Here is a 23,407-nt window from a genome sequence, read left to right as displayed (position 1 = left end):
AGCGCAGCGCCACCCGGCAATTTCACTGGATCAGTAGCCCATATTTTTCTTCTTCTCTAACTCTTCTTTCGCTGTATCAGGCAGGTAGAGCGTGGACTTGGTGACGGTCACCTTCTCAGGCATCGTGCCGTCTTTCTTGAATTTCTCCAGCGCGTCGAATGCCGGGCCCGCCATGTTCGGCGTCAGCTCGACGCTGGCATTGGCTTCACCGTCGATCATCGCTTTGTAGATGTCCGGCACGCCGTCGATAGAGCCGGTGAGGATATCTTTGCCCGGCTTCAGGCCCGCTTCTTTAATCGCCTGAATCGCTCCGATCGCCATGTCATCGTTGTGGGCGTAAACCATGCAGATATTCTTGCCGTTGTTTTCAGCCTTGATAAAGCTCTCCATGACCTCTTTACCCTTACTGCGGGTAAAGTCGCCGGACTGGGAGCGGATAATCTTGATGTTTGGCGCTTTGGCGATGGCTTCAGCAAAGCCTTTCTTACGGTCGATGGCCACGCTCGCGCCGACGGTGCCCTGCAGTTCAACGACGTTACACGGCTTGCCGTCGACCTGTTTAATCAGCCAGTCGCCAATTAACTGCCCTTCAAGCACGTTATTAGCGGTGACGGTGGTCATATAGAGAGATTTGTCTTTAACATCGATGGAACGGTCGAGCAGGAAGACCGGAATTTCAGCGTCTTTCGCTTCCTTCAGAACCGGTTCCCAGCCGGTCGCCACCACTGGCGCAATAAAGATGGCATCCACGCCCTGGGCGATAAACGAGCGCACGGCTTTGATCTGGTTTTCCTGCTTTTGCTGACCATCGGCGATTTTCAGGGTGATGCCGCGTTTCTGAGCCTCGCTTTTCGCAACGCTGGTTTCCGCCGCACGCCAGCCGGATTCAGAGCCAACTTGCGAAAAACCTACGGTTAAAGGGGCGGCCATCGCCATAGACGACATGGCTGCCGAAACTGCTGTGACAAGAAGTAAGCGCTTCCACATATGAGCGTCCTCGTAGGGGTGTTTATTGTTGGTTAAAAGATGTTCTGCGAAATGACTATAGCCAATGAAATATGTAACGAATTGCGTTACATCACACTTCAGGAAAGTGAATAAAATGTTAATCACAAGTTTGTAATCGCTTTCATTTCACCATTAAAAATGCGGCTGAGTTTATGGATTTTCCTGCCATGGAAACGGTCTGAAAAGTGGGGCTTGCGGGGAGAGAAAGCGAAAAGAGGCGGAGACATTCAGCGTGAGTTGGCTATAATACCTGCCACTTGTTTACCATCCATTTTAAAGGACACCGACATGAGCTTACTCAACGTCCCAGCGGGTAAAGAACTGCCAGAAGACATCTACGTTGTTATTGAAATCCCGGCCAACGCAGATCCAATCAAATACGAAATCGACAAAGACACCGGTGCGCTGTTCGTTGACCGTTTCATGTCTACCGCCATGTTCTATCCGTGCAACTACGGCTACATCAACCACACCCTGTCTCTGGACGGTGACCCGGTTGACGTGCTGGTTCCAACGCCATACCCACTGCAGCCAGGCTCCGTCATTCGCTGCCGTCCTGTTGGCGTGCTGAAGATGACTGACGAAGCGGGTGAAGATGCGAAGCTGGTTGCGGTACCGCACACCAAGCTGAGCAAAGAGTACGATCACATTAAAGATGTGAATGACCTGCCAGAGCTGCTGAAAGCGCAGATCGCCCACTTCTTCGAGCACTACAAAGACCTCGAAAAAGGTAAATGGGTTAAGGTTGACGGCTGGGACAACGCAGAAGCGGCGAAAGCAGAAATCATCGCCTCCTTCGAACGCGCTGCTAAGAAGTAATTCTTACTGCCAGACACAAAAAACAACGCCACCTCACGGTGGCGTTGTCGTTTTTCAGTACTGGTCTCTGTCTAACCAGTTACCGCTTACAATCCGCGTTAACCCGTCGACCGGACGCTGGTAGACATACATCCACGCGCTTCCGTACGGTGTCTGGATCAACTGGCGAGCGTATTCACCGCCCCTGGTGCGCAAGGCATCAAGTTCGGCAAGTGTAGCATTATCAATACGATAAACTTCACCCTGTACTGTTCCTTCGCCGGGAACCGCGCCTGGATAGTGGCCCAGGCTGTACAACTGGTAGTTCTCGATATTGTAATTCCCCAGTAGCTGGGCATTGGTCATCCAGTGACTGTTGCCTTGCCTGGTTCGTAAACTGCCGTAGACAAATATTCGCATTGCTAAAACTCAAACTGATAGAGCAGATCAAGTGCCTGGTCTACGCCGGACACTGCTTCCAGATATAGCTTAGGCATCAGGCGATAGCGTAACGTGAGTGTTGCCAGTGAGTCAAAGATCCCCACACCATATTTTACCTGCAGACCCGGCAGTACATAGCCGCTGACCACCACCTGCGAGGAGTCACCCACGCCCTGGGTGTCCAGCGCCAGATTGCTTACGCCGAACGTCTCGCCGATTTTACCCACAACCTGCCCACTTTGTGCAACCCCCAGACCGACCAACATTGAGGTCATCGCCGCACTGTCGCTTTGTCCGCTGTCCAGACCTTGTCCGCGCAGCAGATAAGAGAGGGCTTCCTGCTGCGACATCGCCGGGTCGGAGAAGATCTCCGCCTTCGGTTCGTCGGCAGAGCCGGTGACGCGTACGCCAGCAATGACGTCGTTTTCCGTCGCTTCCGGGTTACGAATCGCTTCGATGTTCAACAGCGGTTGATCCGGTGGGCCGGAGAACAGCAGCTCGCCTTTACGGACAATCAGATCCTGACCATAGGCATGGAAACGCCCTTCAGGAATATTGATCTGCCCATTGAGGCCAAGCCCTTGTTTATCCTGCGCCACTTTCAGGTCGCCCGTGAGCCTCGCCTTCAGCCCAAACGCATCCAACCGCACGTTATTTCCCACGTGCACGATAAGGTTACTATTAATCGGTATGCCAGCGCTCTTCTGTTCGACAGGTTTCAGATTTTCATTGAGCATAACTTCATCACTGGAGACGCCGACCGCGCTTTCCGGCACCTCGTGAACCACGATGCGCGCCCACGGCACGTCCACGCGACCATCCAGGGTGAAGAGGCTTGGCGTCGCCTCAAAGACCACGTCCGGCGAGACGTCCAGGCGCACCATTGGCGGTACGGTGATGCGCACCTTACTGCCTTTCGCGGCAATACGGGCGCGCCAATTGTCGAGCTGGCTCCAGTCCGCGTCGCCGCTCAGGTTGATTTGCCCCTGCTGAGTTAATACCGAGCCGTTCAGCGTCGAGCTCATGCCGTTGAAGTTCATCGCAATCTGGCTGGGCTGCATATCGAACGGCATAAAGTTACCGTCGATATCCACACCGCTGAGCCGCAGCTGGCCGAACAGCTGAGGGCTTTGCGCGTTGCCCGCCAGGCGCAGGTTGGCATTCACCATGCCCTCGGCTTTTTCCCCGCGGGCGAAGATCGGGTTGACCATCGCCAGGTTGAAGTTACGAATATTGACGTTGCCGCCCAGATTGCGCCGCCCCTGCGGATCGGTAATCTGTATCTGCCCGTCCATCTGGCCGTTGTTGGTCAGACGGATAAGCCACCCCAGCTCCGCACGGTTGTTATGCAGGTCTGCACTCACGTTCAGAGTGTCGAAGGCCACCGGCAGCGGCGCGTCGTTGACTTCCTGCGTCACCTTCACGTTGCGCCCGGAAAGCGTGACGCTGCCCTGTGGAAGCCCCTCTTTGGTGGTGTCCCAGGCGACATCGGCTTTCCCGCTGAAGACGCCGCTGGCCTGCGTGGTGTCCGGCATAAACGGTTTCAGCATCGCCAGATCGAAGCGGTTCAGGTTGATCTGCGCGCGCCCTTCCGCCCCCGCATCAATGGTCTGCGGCACGCACAGCTCCGCGTTCGGGTTGGTCCAGCAGTGAGGCCCGATGCTGATCTTCTGCTCGGCGTTGCGGTAGTCCAGCGCAATGGAGCGCGAGAGCGCCAGCGGCCCCACCGGGGTGTTGAAGCGAGTGTTGTCCAGCGTTCCTTTCCAGCGCGTTTCCTTCCGGTCAAAGCTGCCGGTCAGGTGAAGCTGGCCGGAGACGGGCTCGCCCTGCACGCGCAGTTGGAGGTCGTGCTGCTTCTCGTTCCCTTTGGCGTCCAGAGTCACCAGGCTAATGTTCACGTCCGGCTGGGAAATGCGCTCCACGCGCAGGTTCAGGTTGCCGCCGATCTGATCGGTGGATTTCACATCCCCTTCCACGCGGACGCGGGCAACGCTCAGCTCCTGCCAGCGCAGATTGTTGGCGGTGATATCTGCCAGCAGCTGCGGCGCGTCCACGGTGCCGCGCACTTTCACGAGTCCTTTCGCCGTACCGCCCAGACCCGGCAGGGCGTTATCCAGATTCGGCGCGTCGATGGTGGCGTCAAGATTGAGATCTTTTACCCCCAGCTCGCCTTTGATATCCGCCGTGTTGCGGCCCAGCGCCACGTGCAGTCCCGGGATAATCCACTGCAGGTAGCTGTTGCCCTTCACCGAGCCTTCAACGTTCACCTTGTTCTGCTTCACGTTCCCGGTGAGCTTGATTTCCGGCACGTCCATCTGCCACGTGCCGCCGTAGAGGCTGCCGCGGGTTTTGATCAGCCCGTCCAGCTTCGACGGCCAGTCCGGCACCTCTTTGGCGGTGTTAATTCCCGTCAGCTTCAGCTCGCCGCGCCAGCTGATCGCCTGCTGCCAGTCGAGCAGCGCGGTCAGTTCCGTTTTGCCTTCCAGCGCCGCGACGGTCAGCTTGTCGAGGTTAACCTGCTGTTCGTTGCCTTTTGCATCCAGCGTGATGGTCGCGGGCGGCACGCCCTGCCCCTTCACCGCAGTGCGGAACGAGAGCGTGTAGTCGGTCATTTTGCCGCTCAGCTTCAGCTTCAGATCGTCGGCCTGATACTGTTTTTCGCCGGTAAACGGCCAGTAAAGCTGCTTGCTGACAACCTCAAGATTGAGCGGCAGCCCGGCTTCCGCCAGCTGGGTTTGCGCGCGCAGGGCCATGTCTACCGGGCCGGAGAGATTCACCCCGATATCCAGCTTCTCGCGCAGCGCCCCGCCCACTTTAACCTTCACTTTTTCGCCCTTCAGCGGGTCGATATTCAGGGCGCTATTGAGGGTGATATCCACCGGCCAGCTGTCGCGCAGCAGGGCGTTGCCTGACGCGTTCACCGAGCCCTGGTTGGTGTCGATATCCAGCGCGTCGAGCTTCATGTTGCCGTCAATGCTGCTGACTTTCAGCAGCATGTTAAAGACCGTCAGATCGGTGTCGCCGGTCAGGCGCAGCTGTTCGCCTTTGAACTCCTCAATGTTGAGGTTCAGCGGCAGATGCACGTCGGTCATTTCAGGCAGGACAGGCTTCGAGAAGAGTTCTTTCAGCGTTTCGCCCAGCGGCTTCTCTTCCGGCTGCGGGTTCTGGATCTTCGGTTCGACGATCTCTTCCTGCGCCACGTCCGCCACTTTCGGCAGCGCAATCAGCAACCCTTGCAGCGAGGTTGGCGTCAGGGTGAGGTTTTTCTCCTGCCAACGCAGACCGGAGGTGAAATCCATCACCGAAACGGTGGTGTCGTCGATTTTGATATTGACGTTATCGAGCGCCACCCGATAGAGCGCAATCGGGTACGGCGTGGAGAGATTCAGCGGGCCGCTGTCCTCTTCCTCAACCGGCGCAGACTTCGGCATTTTCTTTGAGTCTACCGCCACGTTGACGTCTTTTAGCGACAGATCGTTTACGCAGAGCTTGCTGTCCCGCAGGCAGCCCAGCTTCACCGCGAGATGAAATTCCCCGGCGTTGACCGCCACGCCCGGCTGCTCGTAGCGGATGTTCTTCAGACGCAGGTCGCGCCAGCCGCCCGTTACCTGACCAATTTCCAGCCCCGGCACCCAACGGTTCGCGGCGTTAAACAGCAGATGCAGCCCGGTCGTCGTTCCCACCAGAAACGCCACCGTACCGAGCAGCAGCACGATAAAAATCAGCACCCCGAGGCTTATTTTCTTCCATAAACTCATAATTCAGGCCCCAGACCGATGTAAAACTGTAATCCGTGTTCATCTTTGTCGCCCACCGGCACGGCGAAATCGAGCTTGATGGGCCCGACGGGTGATTGCCAGCGTACGCCCACGCCTGCACCAGTTTTAAAGTCGCTGCGGCGGATATCGTTCACCGCTTCACCACCGTCAACAAACATGGCGCCCCACCACTTGCCGCTGACGTTGTACTGATACTCCAGCGATCCGGTCGCCAGTTTGGATGCCCCGGTCAGCTGGCCTTTTTCGTTTTCAGGTGAGATCGATTTGTACTTGTACCCGCGAATGCTGCGGTCGCCCCCGGCGAAGAAGCGCAGGTCCGGCGGAACGCGCTCGAAATCACCCGTCTCAATCCAGCCGAGATTGCCGCGCATCACAAAGCGGTGTTTGTCATACAGCGTGCGGATCCAGACGTTTTGCGCCTGCACCACCGTGAAGTCGACGTCAGAGCCCCACATCGTATTGGAGTAGTCGATAGAGTAACGCTGTGAATCACCCCAGGTTGGCATCAGGCCGCCGCGCGAGCGGGTACGGCTGATCATCACGCCCGGATAAAGCAGCATAGTGGTGTTGGTGACGTTTGCCTGGGTAAAGTGATCAAGGCTCCAGCGCAGGTTAATGGCGCGCTGCCAGCCGCTGGAGAGATCCCAGAAGCGTGAAACCGCAAGCGTTGTCGAGTCCTGCTCGGTATCGTTCAAATCGGTACGCTTAAAGCCGCCCTGCACCAGGTAATATTGCTCAAGCGGGTTTTTCAGCAGCGGAATTTTATAGCTGAAATCAAGCTGCTGTTCCGGTGCGGAAATGCTGGCGCTGGTGGTCAGACTGTGGCCGTAGGAGTTCATCCACGGCTTTTTCCAGGAGGTCTTCACGCGCGGACCGACGTCTGTCGAGTAGCCAACACCGGTCTCAATGGTGTTCTCGGTGCGCGGCGAGACAACGCCATGCAGCGGCAACACCTTGGTTTTGCGAGACTTATCAAATTCCGGTGCGACAACCACGGAGTTAAACCAGCCGGTAGCGGAGAGGCGACGGTTCAGCTCCGCCAGATCGCTCGACTGGTAGTAATCGCCTTTTTTAAACGGCACGAGGTTTTGCAGATACTCTTCACGAATTTGCGAACCCTCAAACGTTACATCGCCAAAGCGGTAGCGTTCGCCGCTGTCGTAGTCAATATCCCAGAAGGCCTGACGTCGCTCCAGCGCGATGCCCAGCTGGCTTTTATTGAACTGGCTGTCGAAGTAGCCCTTGCGCAGAGAGACGCTCGTCAGCTCTTTTTTGAAGTGGTCGTAGTCACCGTGGTTGAGCACGGTGCCGATTTTCGGCCGCGTGCTGAGCAGGTCCAGGTAGTCGCGGTCGGTACGCGCGCCGCCGCGCAGGATGACGTTCGTGCCGCCAATCAGCACCGGCTCGCCCGGCGAGACGCGGGCAATAAGCACCTGACGCCCCTTCTTTGGCGGCGGGCGGAGATCGAAATCAATGGTGGGTTCGTAATACCCCAGCGCTTTTAGCCCTTCACGGATCGCGTCATCCACGCGCGCGCGAAAACGCCGGTCCGGCGTCACCTCATCGCTCTGGATGGTCGACAGCTGCGCACGCACGTTTTTTTCCAGCGTCCCGGATAACCCCTCAACCTGCAAACGGACATTCGCCGCGCTGGCAACCCCGCTTGTCAGCAATACACTGACTAAACATAACTGGCGGATTTTTGTCACGTTTTCTCCTGAATATCCCTTTTCCACCCTGGAAGCAAATGAAGCGCCGCCGTGCGGCAAAATACGGCCCGGAAGCCAAAAACCCAAATCGTGGGTTGAAAACGGGTGTAACACCCAAATATTTCTTATGATTAAATCTAGTCTCATTCAGCGCATTTATTGTGTTCAATTAAACGCTTCGTGACAACCTTAACCGAAACATCGCACCCCGGGAGGCCCCATCGTGAGTTTATTCGACAAGAAGCATCTGGTTTCACAAGCTGATGCATTACCGGGACGCAACACCCCTATGCCTGTGGCGACCTTACACGCCGTCAATAACCATTCAATGACCAACGTTCCTGATGGAATGGAAATCGCCCTGTTCGCCATGGGCTGCTTCTGGGGCGTTGAGCGCCTCTTTTGGCAGCTGCCCGGCGTTTACAGCACCGCGGCCGGCTACACGGGCGGCTACACGCCAAACCCAACCTACCGCGAAGTCTGCTCCGGCGAAACCGGCCATGCGGAAGCGGTCCGCGTGGTATATGACCCGACGGTCATCAGCTACGAACAGCTCCTGCAGGTCTTCTGGGAAAACCACGACCCGGCGCAGGGCATGCGTCAGGGCAACGACCACGGCACACAGTATCGCTCGGCCATTTATCCGCTCACGCCTGAGCAGGACGCCGCTGCGCGCGCCAGCCTTGAGCGTTTCCAGCAGGCCATGCGTGAAGCAGGCGATACGCGCGAGGTGACCACGGAAATCGCCACCGCGAAGCCGTTCTACTATGCCGAGGACGATCATCAGCAGTATCTGCACAAAAACCCGTACGGCTACTGCGGCATCGGGGGGATCGGCGTCTGCCTGCCGCCACAGATGGCCTGATTATTAACCGTTAAAACGTCACCCGTACCGGACAGCGCACGCTGTCCGGTCTGTTTTATGCCAAAAATGTGACCTCTGGCAGATTTACATCTCTTTACGCTATACTACCGCTGAAATAATCGGCTCAACGCTACGAGCTGACGTTCTACGTGTTTTCACACAAATGGTATCAACTCCCCTTCTGAGGATCTGGCGAGAAGCCGGATAAACTATGTTAAACAGTATTTTAGTAATACTTTGTCTTATTGCCGTCAGTGCATTTTTCTCGATATCTGAGATCTCGCTGGCCGCGTCCCGCAAAATCAAACTTAAGCTGCTTGCCGACGAGGGCAACATCAATGCCACCCGCATCCTGAAAATGCAGGAAAACCCCGGCATGTTCTTCACCGTGGTGCAGATTGGCCTTAACGCGGTCGCCATTCTCGGCGGTATCGTGGGCGATGCGGCCTTTTCTCCAGCGTTTTATAGCCTCTTTGTCAAATACATGTCCGCTGAGCTTGCCGAACAGCTGAGCTTTATTCTCTCCTTCTCGCTGGTAACCGGCCTGTTCATCCTCTTTGCAGACCTGACCCCGAAACGCATCGGTATGATTGCGCCAGAAGCTGTAGCTTTGCGTATCATCAACCCGATGCGCTTCTGTCTGTACGTGTTTCGTCCGCTGGTGTGGTTCTTCAATGGCCTGGCGAACGTGATTTTCCGCATCTTTAAGCTGCCAATGGTGCGTAAAGACGACATCACCTCTGACGACATTTATGCGGTGGTGGAAGCCGGCGCGCTAGCCGGGGTGCTGCGTAAGCAGGAACACGAGTTGATTGAGAACGTATTTGAACTGGAATCCCGTACTGTGCCCTCTTCCATGACGGGCCGTGAAAACATTATCTGGTTCGATTTACATGAAGATGAGCAGAGCCTGAAGAACAAAGTGGCGCAGCATCCTCACTCCAAGTTCCTGGTCTGTAATGAAGATATCGACCACATCATCGGTTACGTCGACTCCAAAGACCTGCTGAACCGCGTGCTGGCAAACCAGAGCCTGGCGCTCAACAGCGGCGTGCAGATCCGCAATACCCTGATTGTGCCGGACACCCTGACGCTCTCCGAAGCGCTGGAAAGTTTCAAAACCGCCGGGGAAGACTTCGCGGTGATCATGAATGAATACGCGCTGGTGGTGGGTATCATCACGCTGAACGACGTGATGACCACGCTGATGGGAGACCTGGTTGGCCAGGGACTGGAAGAGCAGATTGTTCAGCGTGACGATAATTCATGGCTGATCGACGGCGGTACGCCGATTGAAGACGTCATGCGCGTGCTGGATATCGACGAGTTCCCGCAGTCCGGTAACTACGAAACCATCGGCGGCTTTATGATGTTTATGCTGCGTAAAATCCCGAAACGCACCGACTCGGTGAAGTTCTCCGGCTACAAGTTTGAGGTGGTGGATATTGATAACTATCGCATCGACCAGCTGCTGGTGACGCGTATTGACAACAAGCCGACCGTACTGGTGCCGAAGCTGCCGGACGCGGAAGAGAAGGTGTCGGCGTAACGTTCCTGCCCCCACAAACATCAACGGCTCCCATCGGGAGCCGTCTTTTTAACTACCTACTGCATAGCACGTTGGTTAAGCCATCTCAGTTTGCAGACGCATAACCTGACGGTTGACTTCGGACATCACAGACAGGTGCTGTTTGTCCTTCACTTTTGGGACAAGGATCTTGCCCTTATCAAACTCAAAAGCGCCAACATCCTTGATGTACAACCGTCCACGGAACAGGATCTTCACGTACTTCGCCACCTGAAGCGGGTTGTAGCGTTGGAAAATTTTCATTCTTGTATCTCCTGCGAATCATACGCTCTTGCGGTGCCACAATCGGCCCGACTGTCCTGAGCGCAAATTTTGATGCCCAATGACTATAGACCAGAACTACGGTGTTACCCAGTGTGCATAAGTTTATTTACCGTTTGATTACAATTATTCAGAATAATCTTTGCAAAGCGTGATAGAGAGCAGTATAAGCCGTCGTTTTTTCATGGATATGTGGGTTCACCCGCAAACTGGCACTCGGATTGCGGGAAAACCACATTGATCGCACTTATGATTAAAAGCGTATGACCAAGTGGTCGGATCACCTGCAAACAATAAGGAAACGCCATGACCCTACGTAACATCCTTGCGGCAGCCTGCCTGCTGCTGCCCCTGTGGGCTTCCGCTCACAGCATTGAAAAAGGACAACGTGTACCGCCAGTCGGCATTGCTGACCGGGGAGAATTGATTCTCGACAATGATAAGTTTAGCTATAAAGCCTGGAATAGCGCGCAGCTCGCGGGCAAAGTGAGAGTTGTACAACATATTGCCGGTCGTACATCCGCAAAAGAGAAGAATGCCAGCCTGGTGGAGGCGATCAAGGCCGCAAAATTCCCTCATGACCGCTACCAGACCACCACGATTGTGAACACCGATGATGCCATTCCTGGCTCCGGGATGTTTGTGCGCTCAAGCCTTGAGAGCAATAAAAAGCTCTACCCGTGGTCGCAGTTTATCGTCGACAGCAACGGCGTGACGCGTAAGGCCTGGCAGCTTGAGGAAGAGAGCTCCGCGATTGTCGTGCTGGATAAGGACGGCCGCGTGCAGTGGGTGAAAGACGGGGCGCTGACCCAGGAAGAGGTGCAGCAGGTTGTCGCCCTGCTGCACAAACTGCTGGCTCAGTAAAGAGAGACGCGGAAGCCGGGGTTGAGGAAGGATTCGCGCGGGGTGTAGTCCAGCGGCTTGCCCTGCCAGTCATGGACATGCGCCCCGGCGGCCGCGGCAACGGCATGGCCTGCCGCGGTATCCCAGACGTTGGTTGGCCCAAAGCGCGGATACAGCTGCGCCTGACCTTCCGCCACCAGGCAGAATTTCAGCGACGAGCCAATCGAGGTGGTCTGGTGTTCACCCAGCTGTTGCAGGTATTCCTCCAGCTCGCTGTCGCTGTGCGAGCGGCTAATCACCACCAGCGGTGGACGGGCATCGCGCACCTGGATCTGCTTGCGTACGCCGCACTCCTCCTTCCAGGCCTTCCCTTCTGCAGCGCTGTACATCACCTTCATTACCGGTGCGTAGACCACGCCGAGCACCGCTTTACCCTTCTCAATCAGGGCAATATTGACGGTGAACTCACCGTTGCGCTTGATGAACTCTTTTGTCCCGTCCAGCGGATCGACCAGCCAGTAGCGCTGCCAGTGCTGGCGCTCGTCCCAGCTTTGCGGCGCTTCTTCAGACAGAACGGGGATATCCGGCGTTAAGGCCTGCAGACCTTGCAGGATCACCTTATGCGCCGCGATATCGGCCGCCGTGACCGGGGAGTCGTCCGCCTTGCTGACGACCTCCATCGGTTTAACACCGTCATACACCTGCATGATGGCATCTCCCGCATCCCGTGCGAGCTGACAAATCTTATCTAGCATTTTCCACCTCTTTGTTAACGCAGTGAGGTTAACTCTTTGTTTTAGTTATATCGTAATGTGAACAATTCCGCTATCTGTGAAGCAATTCCGGTTTCAGGTCGCTTTTTTCTGTCAGGATTCACATTTCTGTAAGCAACAAACGATAGATACATACTCTTTTGTGGAACGGATCGAAAAAAGGACTCCTCTGATGATTAAGTTTAGTGCAACGCTTCTGGCGACGCTGATTGCAGCGAGCGTGCAGGCGGCGACGGTAGATCTGCGTATTCTGGAAACGACCGATCTGCACAGCAATATGATGGACTTCGATTACTACAAAGATACCCCTACGGAAAAATTCGGACTGGTACGTACAGCAAGTTTGATCAACGCCGCGCGGGGTGAAGTCAAAAATAGCGAGCTGGTGGACAATGGCGATCTCATTCAGGGCAGCCCGCTCGGCGACTACATGGCGGCAAAAGGTCTGAAGAAAGGCGAGATCCATCCGGTTTATAAAGCGATGAACACGCTGGACTATGCCGTCGGCAACCTGGGCAACCACGAATTCAACTACGGCCTGAAATACCTGCACGATGCGCTGGCCGGCGCGAAGTTCCCGTACGTTAACGCCAATATCATCGACGTTAAGACGCAAAAGCCGCTCTTTACCCCTTACCTGATTAAAGAGAGTGAAGTTGTCGATCGGGACGGTAAAAAGCAGACGCTGAAAATCGGCTATATCGGCTTCGTACCGCCGCAGATCATGACCTGGGATAAAGCCAACCTCGACGGCAAAGTGACCGTTAATGACATTACCGAAACCGCGCGCAAGTACGTGCCGGAAATGCGTGCGAAAGGCGCGGATGTCGTTGTCGTGGTGGCTCACTCAGGCCTGTCAGCCGACCCGTACCAGGCCATGGCGGAGAACTCCGTTTATTATCTGAGCGAAGTCCCGGGCGTTGACGCGATCCTGTTCGGCCACGCTCACGCCGTTTTCCCGGGCAAAGATTTTGCCAGCATTCAAGGGGCGGATATCGAGAAAGGGACGCTCAACGGCGTGCCGTCGGTGATGCCGGGCATGTGGGGCGACCACCTTGGCGTGGTGGATCTGGTGCTAAATAACGACAGCGGCAGCTGGAAGGTGACGCAGTCAAAAGCCGAAGCGCGCCCGATTTACGACGCGGCGGCTAAAAAATCCCTGGCCGCGGAAGATAAAAAGCTGGTCGACGTGCTGAAGCACGACCACGACGCCACCCGCGAATTCGTCAGCAAGCCGATCGGCAAATCCGCCGACAATATGTACAGCTTCCTGGCGCTGGTGCAGGACGATCCGACCGTTCAGGTGGTCAACATGGCCCAGAAAGCCTATGCCGAACACTTTGTTCAGGGCGATCCGGATCTGGCAAAACTGCCGGTGCTGTCTGCCGCTGCGCCATTCAAAGTGGGCGGACGCAAGAACGACCCGGCAAGCTATGTTGAGGTCGAAAAAGGCCAGCTCACCTTCCGTAACGCCGCCGATCTCTATCTCTACCCGAATACCCTGGTGGTGGTTAAAGCCACGGGGAAAGAGGTGAAGGAGTGGCTGGAGTGCTCCGCCGGACAGTTTAACCAGATCGACCCGAAGAGCAGTAAACCACAGCCGCTGATTAACTGGGACGGCTTCCGCACCTACAACTTCGACGTGATCGACGGCGTAAATTACCAGATTGACGTCACCCAGCCGGCGAAATATGACGGCGAGTGCCAGGCGATTAACCCGCAGGCCGAACGCATCAAAAACCTGACGTTCAACGGCAAGGCGATTGACCCGAATGCAACCTTCCTGGTGGTGACCAATAACTACCGCGCCTACGGCGGCAAGTTTGCCGGTACGGGCGATAGCCACATCGCTTTTGCCTCGCCGGACGAAAACCGCTCGGTGCTGGCGGCGTGGATCGGCGCGGAGTCGAAGAAGGCGGGCGAAATTCACCCGGCGGTGGATAACAACTGGCGTCTTGCGCCAATCCACAGCGATGCGAAACTGGATATCCGCTTTGAAACGTCACCGTCCGATAAAGCAGCCGCGTTTATTAAGGATAAGGCGCAGTATCCGATGAAAAAGGTTGCGACGGATGATATCGGGTTCGCGATTTATCAGGTGGATTTGAGCAGGTAGCGGTGATTGTGCCGGGTAAGGCGAAACCGCCACCCGGCTTTTACGCCGCACGCTCATCCCGATTCGCCATCACCTTTGGCGTATTGACTTCAATCCAGTCCGCCAGCGCGGCGACTTTCTCGCTCACCTCGATGCCCATCGGTGTCAGGCTATACTCGACGTGCGGCGGCACGACCGGATACGACACGCGATCGACAAACCCGTCCTGCTCCAGCGCCTGAAGCGACTGGGACAGCATCTTTTCGCTCACCCCGCCCATTTTATGGCGCAGCTCGCTAAAACGGTGCGTTCCTCCGCGCAGAGCCAGCAGGATCAGCACGCCCCAGCGGCTGGTAACGTGTTTAAGCACCTCCCGTGAAGGGCACTGTTCCGCGAAGAGATTGCCATTGCGCATTTGCTCGCTGAGCGTTGGGATCGTTTTTTTCATACTTACCTTTTTGTACGTACTTACTAAAAGTTAGCTATGGTGATAGTGTGCCACAACACCAGACAAACACGAAGGAGATTTATCATGATCGCGATTACCGGCGCTACCGGCCAGCTTGGTCAGCACGTTATTGAAGAACTGCTGAAAACCGTTCCAGCAAACCAGATTGTTGCCATTGTTCGTAACCCGGCGAAAGCTGAAGCGTTAAGCAACCAGGGTATTGTGGTTCGTCAGGCGGATTACACCGACAAGGCCGCCTTTACTGCCGCGCTGAGCGGCGTGGAAAAGCTGCTGCTCATCTCCTCCAGCGAAGTGGGCCAGCGCGCGACCCAGCACCAGAACGTTATCAACGCCGCCAAAGCGGCAGGCGTGAAATTTATCGCCTACACCAGCCTGCTGCACGCGGATAAATCACCGCTGGGTCTGCACGTTGAACATGTCGCCACTGAAAAAGCGCTGGCGGCGTCCGGCATTCCCTATGCCCTGCTGCGCAACGGCTGGTACACCGAAAACTACCTGGCGAGCGCGCCGCCTGCGCTGGAACACGGCGTATTCATTGGTGCCGCAGGCGAAGGAAAAATTGCCTCCGCCACCCGCGCAGACTATGCCGCGGCGGCCGCCAAAGTGATCGCTGAAGAGGGTCATGCGGGCAAGGTATACGAACTGGCAGGCGACCACGGCTGGACATTGAGCGAGCTGGCGGCGGAACTGAGCAAGCAGAGCGGTAAACCTGTGGCGTATCAAAACCTGAGCGAAGCGGACTTTGCAGCCGCATTGAAGAGCGTGGGTTTACCCGCCGGGCTGGCGGATATGCTGGCGGACTCCGACGTGGGCGCGTCCAAAGGCGGCCTGTTTGACGACAGCCGTACCCTGAGCAAGCTGATTGGCCGCCCGACTACACCGCTGGCGGAGAGCGTCAAAGCCATTCTGTAATTGTTACGGATTGGTTATTTTTTGTGGCATCCCCTCGGGTCATCTCTGATAATGTAGTGATGACCCATGAGGAGGCTCATCGTGCAAGGCGTACCGGAACAGTTTACTGATGAGAGAGACAGCGCGCGCTTTCGCCATCTGGCGCAGCTGCCGGGCCTTGAACTCTATCACGCGCATATCTCTGACTACGCCTTTGAGCCTCACACCCATGAAGCCTTCGGCATCGGCACCATCGAAACCGGCGCCGAACGCTTTCGCTATCGCGGCACCCAGCATCTCGCACCTGAAAAATCCGTTGTTACCATGAACCCGGACGAGATCCATACCGGGGAGTCCGCGACCGAAGACGGCTGGCGCTACCGGATGGTCTACATCGAACCCGATCTTCTGGAAGAGGTAACCGGCCTGCGCCACTGGTGGTTCAGCGACGTAACCCGTTACGACCCGCAGCGCTCTCAGCAGATCGGCAGGCTAATTTACGGCCTGTGGCATACGGACGATCCGCTGGCGCAAAAAGGCTTATTGCTGGATCTGATCGAGACCTTTCAGCCGCTAGCCCATCACGCGCCGGTGGTTCAGGAAGGCGCACACCGTTTCGAGCGCGTGCGCGAGTATTTGCACGACAACTATATGCACGCCCTGACGCTGGACGAACTGGCGAACGTTGTCTCGCTCAGCCCGTACCATTTCCAGCGACAGTTCAAAGCCCATTTTCACGTTACGCCGCACCAGATGTTGATGGCCATCCGCCTGTGGCGCGCCAAGGCGTTTCTCACCCACGGTATGCCCGCCGCCGAAGTCGCCGCCGCAACGGGGCTGACCGACCAGTCGCATTTAACCCGCGCGTTTACCCGCCGCTACGGCATTACGCCCGTGCGCTACCAGAAACAGGTCGCCCGGCGCTAATGCGCAATCTCATACAATACGCGCGCGTTTCCCCCTTCTAGACTGAGTGCAGAGTAAATCAATGTGGATGGAAAAATGATTAGCGGCGTGTTGTATGCCCTGCTTGCAGGTCTGATGTGGGGGCTGATCTTTGTCGGCCCTCTGATCGTGCCGGAATACCCGGCGATATTGCAGTCTACCGGACGTTATCTGGCGCTCGGGCTGATTGCCCTTCCTCTGGCATGGCTGGGGCGTACACGCTTGCGACAGCTCAGCCGTCAGGACTGGGGCACCGCGCTGGCGCTGACCATGATGGGCAATCTCATCTATTACGTCTGCCTGGCAAGCGCCATTCAGCGAACCGGAGCGCCGGTGTCGACCATGATTATCGGCACGCTGCCGGTGGTCATCCCCATCTTCGCGAATCTGCTTTATAGCCATCGGGACGGCAAGCTGGCGTGGTCGAAAATGATACCCGCCCTGGCCTGCACCGCCGTGGGGCTGGTGTGCGTCAATATCGCCGAGCTGCGCCACGGCCTGGCAGACTTCAGCTTATGGCGTTACGGTTCGGGGATCGTTTTAGCGTTCATCTCGGTCGCGTGCTGGGCCTGGTACGCCCTGCGCAATGCGCGCTGGCTGCGGGAGAATCCGGATAAACACCCGATGATGTGGGCAACGGCGCAGGCGCTGGTCACGCTCCCCGTCTCGTTAGTGGGGTATGCCGGCGCATGCCTCTGGCTGGGTCATCAGCAGCCGGAATTTGCCCAGCCCTTCGGGCCAAGACCCTGGGTCTTTATTGGCTTAATGGTTGCGATTGCGGTGCTGTGCTCCTGGGTGGGCGCGCTGTGCTGGAACATTGCCAGCCAGAAGCTGCCGACGGTGATCTTAGGGCCGCTGATTGTGTTCGAAACCCTGGCCGGGCTGCTGTACACCTTCCTGATGCGCCAGAGCGTGCCGCCGCTGTTAACGGCCTGCGGGATCGCGCTGCTGGTGGTGGGAGTGGTGATGGCGGTAAGAGCGAAGCCGGAAAAACCGAGGGTCGTTCCGGCTTCGGAGGTGTGATTTTGCCGGGTGGCGGCTACGCCTTACCCGGCATGATGTTAAAACGTTTCCCAGTTCGCTTCAGGCGCCGTCGCTGCTGGCTGCGCTTTTGGCACATAGGTTTTCACCGGTGCCGCTTTGACCGCCTGATTACGCGTTATTTTGAACACTGCCACCGCTTCGTTCAGGCGTGCGGCCTGATCTTCCAGCGCCGCCGCTGCCGCCGCAGACTCCTCCACCAGCGAGGCGTTCTGCTGGGTCACGCGGTCCATCTCAGCTACCGCCTGACCAACCTGGTCGATACCGCGGCTCTGCTCGTCAGAGGCAGAGGCAATTTCGCCCATGATGTCGGTCACGCGGGTAACCGCGTTAACGATTTCCGCCATCGTCGCGCCCGCTTCGTTCACCAGCTGGGAACCCGCGTTGACGCGTTCGCCGGAATCATCGATCAGCGCCTTAATCTCTTTCGCCGCCTGGGCGCTGCGCTGGGCAAGCGTGCGTACTTCTCCTGCAACCACCGCAAAGCCACGGCCCTGCTCGCCCGCACGCGCCGCTTCCACCGCCGCGTTCAGCGCCAGAATGTTGGTCTGGAAGGCAATGCCGTCGATAACGTTAGTAATTTGCGCGATTTTGCTGGAGCTGGTAGCGATCTCGTCCATAGTGCGCACCACGCCTTCCACCACGTTACCGCCCTTCTTCGCGGTTGAGGAGGCATCCAGCGCCAGACGAGACGCCTGACGCGCGTTATCCGCGTTCTGCTTCACGGTGGCGGTCAACTGTTCCATGCTGGCTGCCGTCTCTTCCAGAGACGCGGCCTGCTGCTCGGTACGGGAAGAGAGGTCGTTGCTGCCCGCCGAGATTTCACCCGCACCGGTATAGATGGTGTCTGCGCCTTCACGCACCACGCCCACGGTGTTCGCCAGCGAGGTTTGCATCTCCTGCACGTTGCGCGCCAGGATAGCCATTTCGTTCCTGCCTTCAGCCTGAATCGGCTGGGTTAAATCCCCTGCCGCGATGGCACGGATATGGTTGATCACCTCTTCCAGCGGCAGGAGCAGCACCCGGCGCATGGCGATCCAGCTGGAGATAATCACCGCAATGACGAGGATCATGACGGCAGAAAGGATCCACAGGATGCGCTTGTAGTCGCTTTCGTTATCCTGCATGCCTTTACTGGTGAGCGCAGCCTGCGCCTCGCGCCACTCGCGATAGACCTTTTGCATTGCCGTCTGCTTCTGTTCTGCATTCTGCTTGAACATATCTTCCAGGTTGCCCTGGCCCAGCAGAACGTTCATTTGCGTCAACGTGGCGGAGTAGATGCGGTACTGCTCTTCCAGCCGATCGGCCAGGTTCTCATCCAGACCCGGGGTATTCGGCAGGGCGTAGTATTTGTCGTAATGGACCTGCGCATTGGCCAGCAGATTTTTCGCGGTGTTAACCAGCTCGTTCAGCTGTCCGCCGTTAATCTGAGAGGCCATGCTGCTTTGCAGACGCAGCATCCCGCGGTTTAGCGTGACGCGCGCCTGGTTCAGGCTGATCCAGGCGTCGGTAAATTCCGCCACGTTCTGGCTGGAAAGCTGCGACACGGTGAAGTTGTCTTTATCGTTATTCAGCGCGTTGATAAAGATACCCGCGGAAATCACTTGCATGATGCCGAGCACAAGCAGCACCGAAATAAGAAGAGTAATGACTTTTATACGTTTAAACATGCGTTGCCTTTGTTATATGCAGGTTTGTCTGACGTGTATCTATCGGCACGCGCGGCGGGTTGTTTACTGTTTCTCCACCTTTAAAAACTTTCTAAACCACTTTCCTAAATCCATTCAGGGAGTTAAACGGGACATTTTTTTGTGATCCGTGTCGCACTTTCCCCCTTCCCTCTAAAGGGTTATAGCGCCGTCTTAAAGATGCATTTAATATGCATCTTATATTTTTAATGACGAGGTAACTGCTATGGCCTTTCGCGACCAACCCCTCGGCGAGCTGGCGCTCTCCATCCCTCGCGCTTCCGCGCTGTTCCGTAAATACGATATGGATTACTGCTGCGGCGGTAAGCAAACGCTGGCGCGAGCGGCCTCGCGCAAGGAACTGGACGTGGAGGCTATCGAAGCGGAGCTGGCGCTGCTGGCTGAACAGCCTGTTGAAAAAGACTGGCGCACCGCCCCGCTCACGGAAATCATCGACCATATCATCGTGCGTTACCACGACCGCCACCGTGAACAGCTGCCTGAGCTGATCCTGCAGGCAACGAAAGTTGAGCGCGTACATGCCGACAAGCCTTCCGTGCCGCGCGGTCTGGCAAAATACCTGACCATGCTGCATGAAGAGCTTTCCAGCCACATGATGAAAGAAGAGCAGATCCTCTTCCCGATGATTAAACAGGGAATGGGAAGCCAGGCGATGGGGCCTATCAGCGTAATGGAAAGCGAGCACGATGACGCGGGCGAACTGCTGGATGTGATCAAACACACCACTAACAACGTCACACCGCCGCCGGAAGCGTGCACCACCTGGAAAGCAATGTACAACGGCATTAACGAGATGATTGACGACCTGATGGAGCACATCAGTCTTGAGAATAACGTGCTGTTCCCGCGGGCATTGTCGGGGGAATAAAAAAGCCCGGTGGCGCTAGCGCTTACCGGGTCTACAACGTCCTCGAACATAGACCGGGTAAGCGTCAGCGCCACCCGGCAGCATGCTTAACGCATGCCTGCCATACGTTTCTTACCGATAAACAGCCAGCCCAGCCCCAGCGCGATAAACCACAGCGGCGTGACGATCAGCGCCTGACGGGTGTCATCTTCGAGCGTCAGCAGCACCAGCACGAACACGAAGAACGCCATGCACACCCAGCACATCAGCTTGCCCAACGGCATCTTGTAGATCGACTTCTCATGCAGGTGCGGACGCTGTTTGCGGTACACCAGGTACGAGCACAGGATAATGGTCCAGACGAACATGAACAGGATCGCCGACACGGTGGTGATCATGGTAAACGCGCCAATTACGCTTGGGTTCACGTAGAGCATCACCACACCACCCAGCAGGCACATGCAGGAGAAGGTCAGCCCTTTCGCCGGTACCGCACGTTTAGAGAGTTTCGCAAAGGCGCTCGGCGCCACGCCCTCCTGCGCCAGACCAAACAGCATACGGCTGGTTGAGAACACGCCGCTGTTCGCAGACGATGCCGCAGAGGTCAGCACCACGAAGTTAATCAGGCTCGCCGCAGCAGGCAACCCTACCAGCACGAACAGCTCAACGAACGGGCTCTTGCTGGGCACCACGGAGCTCCACGGCGTCACGGACATGATGATGATCAGCGCGAAGACGTAGAACATGATGATACGCACCGGTATGGAGTTGATGGCGCGCGGCAGGGACTTCTCCGGATCTTTAGTTTCCGCAGCGGTCGTTCCGACAAGCTCAATCCCCACAAACGCGAACACCGCAATCTGGAAGCCCGCAAAGAAGCCGCTGATGCCTTTCGGGAACCAGCCGCCGTCGTTCCACAGATGGGTGAAGGACGCCTGAACGCCCGTTGGCGACTGGAAGTGCGTCAGGACCATCACCAGGCCCACCACAATCAGCCCCACGATAGCGACAATCTTGATCATCGCGAACCAGAACTCCATTTCACCGAACATTTTCACGGTGGCGAGGTTGAGGCTCAGCAGCAGAATAATCACCGCCAGCGAGGCGACCCAGTCCGACAGCCCCGGGAACCAGAACTGCGCGTAGGCGGTAATCGCCACGACGTCCGCCATGCCGGTGACCACCCAGCAGAACCAGTAGGTCCAGCCGGTAAAGTAGCCCGCCCACGGGCCGAGCAGGTCTGACGCGAAGTCGCTGAAGGATTTGTATTCGAGGTTCGAGAGCAGCAATTCACCCATTGCGCGCATCACGAAGAAGAGCATAAAACCGATGATCATATAAACGAAGATGATCGACGGCCCGGCAAGACTGATGGTTTTGCCCGACCCCATAAACAGCCCGGTGCCGATGGCACCACCGATGGCGATAAGCTGTATATGACGGTTTGTGAGATTGCGCCGTAGCGACTGTTCAGACGTCGCCTCTTCTGCAGCGGCGACTTTGACCTGATCTACCATGTAATTTTTCCTGTTTATGCCTGTCTGTGTTGTTAAGGCTCTTCTGGCCTTTAAAAACGTCAAATAAATGACGGTCCCTTCGTAAGGGTTTATCGATATTAGGTAAGAATCGGCGGGATGAATACTATGATTTAGATATTATGTTAATAATATGTTGAAAGTGAGTGTCATATCACTCATACAGCGCGAAACAGCTCACAAAAATACACGCAACAGTTTCGTTTGCAAGATAAAATGTTGATTCCGTCGTAACTATGGGTTTTATCACTATTTTCCTCTCCCCGGGCGGAGAGAGGAAATAAGAAAAGTCGATTACAGGATTTCCAGCAGCTCGACTTCAAAGACCAGGGTGCTGAATGGCGGGATGGACGCGCCAGCGCCACGCTCGCCGTAAGCCAGGTTGTGCGGGATGGTCAGTTCCCATTTGGAACCCACTGGCATCAGGGTCAGGGCTTCGATCCAGCCCGCGATAACGCCGTTGACCGGGAACTCAGCCGGTTCGCCGCGCGCCACGGAGCTGTCGAACACGGTACCGTCGATCAGCTTACCGGTGTAGTGCACGCGAACGTGGTCGGTACGCGCCGGGATAGCGCCGTCGCCCTGGTTGATCACGCGGAACTGCAGGCCGGATTCGGTGCTGTTCACGCCTTCGCGCTCGCGGTTCTCTTCCAGATATTTCACGCCTTCGGCTGCCATCTCTTCGAAGCGCGCGCGACGCACAGCGTCAGCACGTTCGTGGATTTCACGCAGCGCACGATGCACAACGTCAACCGGAACGGCAGGCTGTTTACCTTCCAGCGCATCAGCGATACCCGCCACCAGCGCTTCAGGTAACAGACCTTCCAGGCCGGATTCGCTCAGCTGCTGTCCTACCTGCAAGCCGATACCGTAACTTGCCTGCGCTTCGATAGTGTCAAAAGTCGGGGTGGTCATGGGTTTTCCTTCCATCACATTTAAAGTAGCGGGCAGCATATCAGCCATGCCCTTATGGGTAAAACTTTGTCTGAAGTTAAGGTGACAAACCGCGACGAAACAGAAACAATAGAGACAACCAGGATTAATCCCGAACTGATGTCACGGATGTCCGGTTTGCTACGTCGTTCAGGCAGTTAGCGAACTATACTTCGAAGCACAGGATATAAAAGACGCGGAGCAGGAGGAGAGCCATGCCCGGGCGATTTGAACTGAAACCTACCCTGGCGAAAATCTGGCAGGCGCCGGACAATTTTCGCATTATGGACCCGCTGCCTCCTCTGCACCGCAGGGGGATCATCATTGGTGCGCTGATGGTGATCGTGGGCTTCCTGCTTCCTTCCGGCGGTGATGATGTTGATACCGCGCCGGTCACCCGCAATGCGCAGCTGGATCTTCAGTCGCAAACGCGGCCGCAGCCTGACGCGCAGCCGATGCAGACGCAGCTGGTAACCCCGTCTAACGATCCGGGTCAGGTCGCGCCTGTTGAACCCGAACCCGTTCCGGATGAACAGGAGCAGGCCGCAGCGCCGTCTGAGCCGCAAACCCAGCAGCCGACCGGCATCGAGCAGCAGTGGCGTTCCTATCGCGTGGAGCCGGGCAAAACCCTGGCACAGCTTTTCCGCGACCACAACCTGCCGCCGACCGACGTGTATGCCATGGCAAAAGTGGAAGGCGCAGGTAAACCGCTGAGTAACTTACAGAACGGCCAGATGGTGCAGATTCGCCAGAACGCCAGCGGGGTGGTCACCGGGCTGACCATTGATACCGGGAATGGGCAGCAGGTGCTATTTACCCGCCAGCCGGACGGCAGTTTCATCAGAGCACGTTAATGGCGTATGCCGGGTAAGGCGAA

Annotated in this window: 20 protein-coding genes; 10 read left to right on the top strand and 10 right to left on the bottom strand. The window is 56.6% G+C overall.

Going from position 1 to position 23,407, the window contains the following annotated elements:
• Nucleotides 1-30: 30 nt before the first annotated feature.
• A complete protein-coding gene (ytfQ, locus tag IM314_RS08280; RefSeq protein WP_047364067.1) occupies nt 31-987 on the bottom strand; it encodes a galactofuranose ABC transporter substrate-binding protein YtfQ in 957 nt (318 codons plus the stop codon).
• Nucleotides 988-1,296: 309 nt separating this feature from the next.
• Here ytfQ and ppa point away from each other — a divergent pair, with 309 nt between their 5' ends.
• Nucleotides 1,297-1,827 carry an inorganic diphosphatase gene (gene ppa / locus IM314_RS08275; RefSeq protein ID WP_041911466.1) on the top strand — a complete coding sequence of 177 codons (531 nt, stop codon included), beginning with the start codon at nt 1,297-1,299 and terminating at the stop codon, nt 1,825-1,827.
• A 54-nt stretch (nt 1,828-1,881) separates the two neighbouring features.
• On the opposite strand, the gene IM314_RS08270 is transcribed toward ppa, so the two are convergent.
• From IM314_RS08270 to tamA, 3 genes are read right to left on the bottom strand one after another with little or no spacing between them, the layout of a single operon-like run.
• Entirely contained in the window at nt 1,882-2,226 is a 345-nt protein-coding gene (locus IM314_RS08270; protein WP_008501424.1) for a gamma-glutamylcyclotransferase, read from the bottom strand.
• 2 nt (nt 2,227-2,228) lie between these two features.
• Entirely contained in the window at nt 2,229-6,005 is a 3,777-nt protein-coding gene (tamB, locus tag IM314_RS08265) for an autotransporter assembly complex protein TamB (RefSeq protein WP_045631254.1), read from the bottom strand.
• The gene (gene tamA / locus IM314_RS08260) at nt 6,002-7,735 is read right to left on the bottom strand and encodes an autotransporter assembly complex protein TamA (protein WP_045259622.1); all 1,734 of its coding nucleotides are present in this window, start codon (nt 7,733-7,735) and stop codon (nt 6,002-6,004) included. The genes tamB and tamA overlap by 4 nt, the downstream gene beginning before the upstream one ends.
• A 223-nt stretch (nt 7,736-7,958) precedes the next feature.
• On the opposite strand from tamA, the gene msrA reads away from it, so the two are divergent.
• Nucleotides 7,959-8,600, top strand: a complete 642-nt coding sequence (gene msrA / locus IM314_RS08255) for a peptide-methionine (S)-S-oxide reductase MsrA (RefSeq protein WP_193358621.1) — start codon at nt 7,959-7,961, stop codon at nt 8,598-8,600.
• A gap of 211 nt (nt 8,601-8,811) precedes the next feature.
• Nucleotides 8,812-10,149, top strand: a complete 1,338-nt coding sequence (locus tag IM314_RS08250; protein ID WP_028015283.1) for a hemolysin family protein — start codon at nt 8,812-8,814, stop codon at nt 10,147-10,149.
• Nucleotides 10,150-10,224: 75 nt separating this feature from the next.
• Here IM314_RS08250 and IM314_RS08245 read toward each other — a convergent pair whose 3' ends face one another.
• Complete coding sequence (locus IM314_RS08245) at nt 10,225-10,431, bottom strand: DUF1107 domain-containing protein (protein WP_008501430.1); 207 nt, start codon at nt 10,429-10,431, stop codon at nt 10,225-10,227.
• Nucleotides 10,432-10,755: 324 nt separating this feature from the next.
• Between IM314_RS08245 and IM314_RS08240 the strand changes: the two genes are divergently transcribed.
• Entirely contained in the window at nt 10,756-11,313 is a 558-nt protein-coding gene (locus IM314_RS08240) for a YtfJ family protein (protein ID WP_028015282.1), read from the top strand.
• On the opposite strand, the gene cysQ is transcribed toward IM314_RS08240, so the two are convergent.
• Nucleotides 11,307-12,047 (bottom strand): 3'(2'),5'-bisphosphate nucleotidase CysQ, encoded by a 741-nt coding sequence (gene cysQ, locus IM314_RS08235; protein WP_028015281.1) that lies wholly within the window; start codon nt 12,045-12,047, stop codon nt 11,307-11,309. The two genes, IM314_RS08240 and cysQ, sit on opposite strands and share 7 nt — an antisense overlap.
• Nucleotides 12,048-12,237: 190 nt before the next feature.
• Between cysQ and IM314_RS08230 the strand changes: the two genes are divergently transcribed.
• Complete coding sequence (locus IM314_RS08230; protein ID WP_193358622.1) at nt 12,238-14,181, top strand: bifunctional 2',3'-cyclic-nucleotide 2'-phosphodiesterase/3'-nucleotidase; 1,944 nt, start codon at nt 12,238-12,240, stop codon at nt 14,179-14,181.
• Nucleotides 14,182-14,221: 40 nt separating this feature from the next.
• On the opposite strand, the gene IM314_RS08225 is transcribed toward IM314_RS08230, so the two are convergent.
• The gene (locus tag IM314_RS08225) at nt 14,222-14,608 is read right to left on the bottom strand and encodes a helix-turn-helix domain-containing protein (protein ID WP_193358623.1); all 387 of its coding nucleotides are present in this window, start codon (nt 14,606-14,608) and stop codon (nt 14,222-14,224) included.
• A gap of 84 nt (nt 14,609-14,692) precedes the next feature.
• Between IM314_RS08225 and IM314_RS08220 the strand changes: the two genes are divergently transcribed.
• The 3 genes from IM314_RS08220 to IM314_RS08210 all read left to right on the top strand — a co-directional run bounded on the left by IM314_RS08220 (nt 14,693) and on the right by IM314_RS08210 (nt 17,488).
• Complete coding sequence (locus tag IM314_RS08220; protein ID WP_045631257.1) at nt 14,693-15,541, top strand: SDR family oxidoreductase; 849 nt, start codon at nt 14,693-14,695, stop codon at nt 15,539-15,541.
• An 81-nt stretch (nt 15,542-15,622) separates the two neighbouring features.
• A complete protein-coding gene (locus IM314_RS08215) occupies nt 15,623-16,447 on the top strand; it encodes an AraC family transcriptional regulator (protein ID WP_028015277.1) in 825 nt (274 codons plus the stop codon).
• A gap of 75 nt (nt 16,448-16,522) precedes the next feature.
• Nucleotides 16,523-17,488 (top strand): DMT family transporter, encoded by a 966-nt coding sequence (locus tag IM314_RS08210; protein WP_045631258.1) that lies wholly within the window; start codon nt 16,523-16,525, stop codon nt 17,486-17,488.
• A gap of 38 nt (nt 17,489-17,526) precedes the next feature.
• Here the strand turns inward: IM314_RS08210 and IM314_RS08205 are convergent, their stop codons facing one another.
• Nucleotides 17,527-19,176 carry a methyl-accepting chemotaxis protein gene (locus IM314_RS08205; RefSeq protein WP_193358624.1) on the bottom strand — a complete coding sequence of 550 codons (1,650 nt, stop codon included), beginning with the start codon at nt 19,174-19,176 and terminating at the stop codon, nt 17,527-17,529.
• Nucleotides 19,177-19,420: 244 nt separating this feature from the next.
• Here IM314_RS08205 and ytfE point away from each other — a divergent pair, with 244 nt between their 5' ends.
• Nucleotides 19,421-20,083 carry an iron-sulfur cluster repair protein YtfE gene (gene ytfE, locus IM314_RS08200; RefSeq protein ID WP_060573523.1) on the top strand — a complete coding sequence of 221 codons (663 nt, stop codon included), beginning with the start codon at nt 19,421-19,423 and terminating at the stop codon, nt 20,081-20,083.
• An 86-nt stretch (nt 20,084-20,169) separates the two neighbouring features.
• Here the strand turns inward: ytfE and cycA are convergent, their stop codons facing one another.
• Both cycA and fklB read right to left on the bottom strand, forming a co-directional pair.
• Entirely contained in the window at nt 20,170-21,579 is a 1,410-nt protein-coding gene (cycA, locus tag IM314_RS08195) for a D-serine/D-alanine/glycine transporter (RefSeq protein ID WP_041911474.1), read from the bottom strand.
• A 312-nt stretch (nt 21,580-21,891) separates the two neighbouring features.
• A complete protein-coding gene (gene fklB, locus IM314_RS08190; protein ID WP_008502892.1) occupies nt 21,892-22,512 on the bottom strand; it encodes an FKBP-type peptidyl-prolyl cis-trans isomerase in 621 nt (206 codons plus the stop codon).
• A 233-nt stretch (nt 22,513-22,745) separates the two neighbouring features.
• On the opposite strand from fklB, the gene IM314_RS08185 reads away from it, so the two are divergent.
• Nucleotides 22,746-23,384, top strand: a complete 639-nt coding sequence (locus tag IM314_RS08185) for an OapA family protein (RefSeq protein WP_163332745.1) — start codon at nt 22,746-22,748, stop codon at nt 23,382-23,384.
• The last annotated feature ends 23 nt before the right edge of the window (nt 23,385-23,407 follow it).

The sequence above is a fragment of the Enterobacter cloacae complex sp. P42RS genome (assembly GCF_014930595.1).
GTDB classification, from domain to species: Bacteria; Pseudomonadota; Gammaproteobacteria; order Enterobacterales; family Enterobacteriaceae; genus Enterobacter; species Enterobacter bugandensis.
This window is presented reverse-complemented; position numbering and strand designations above follow the sequence as displayed.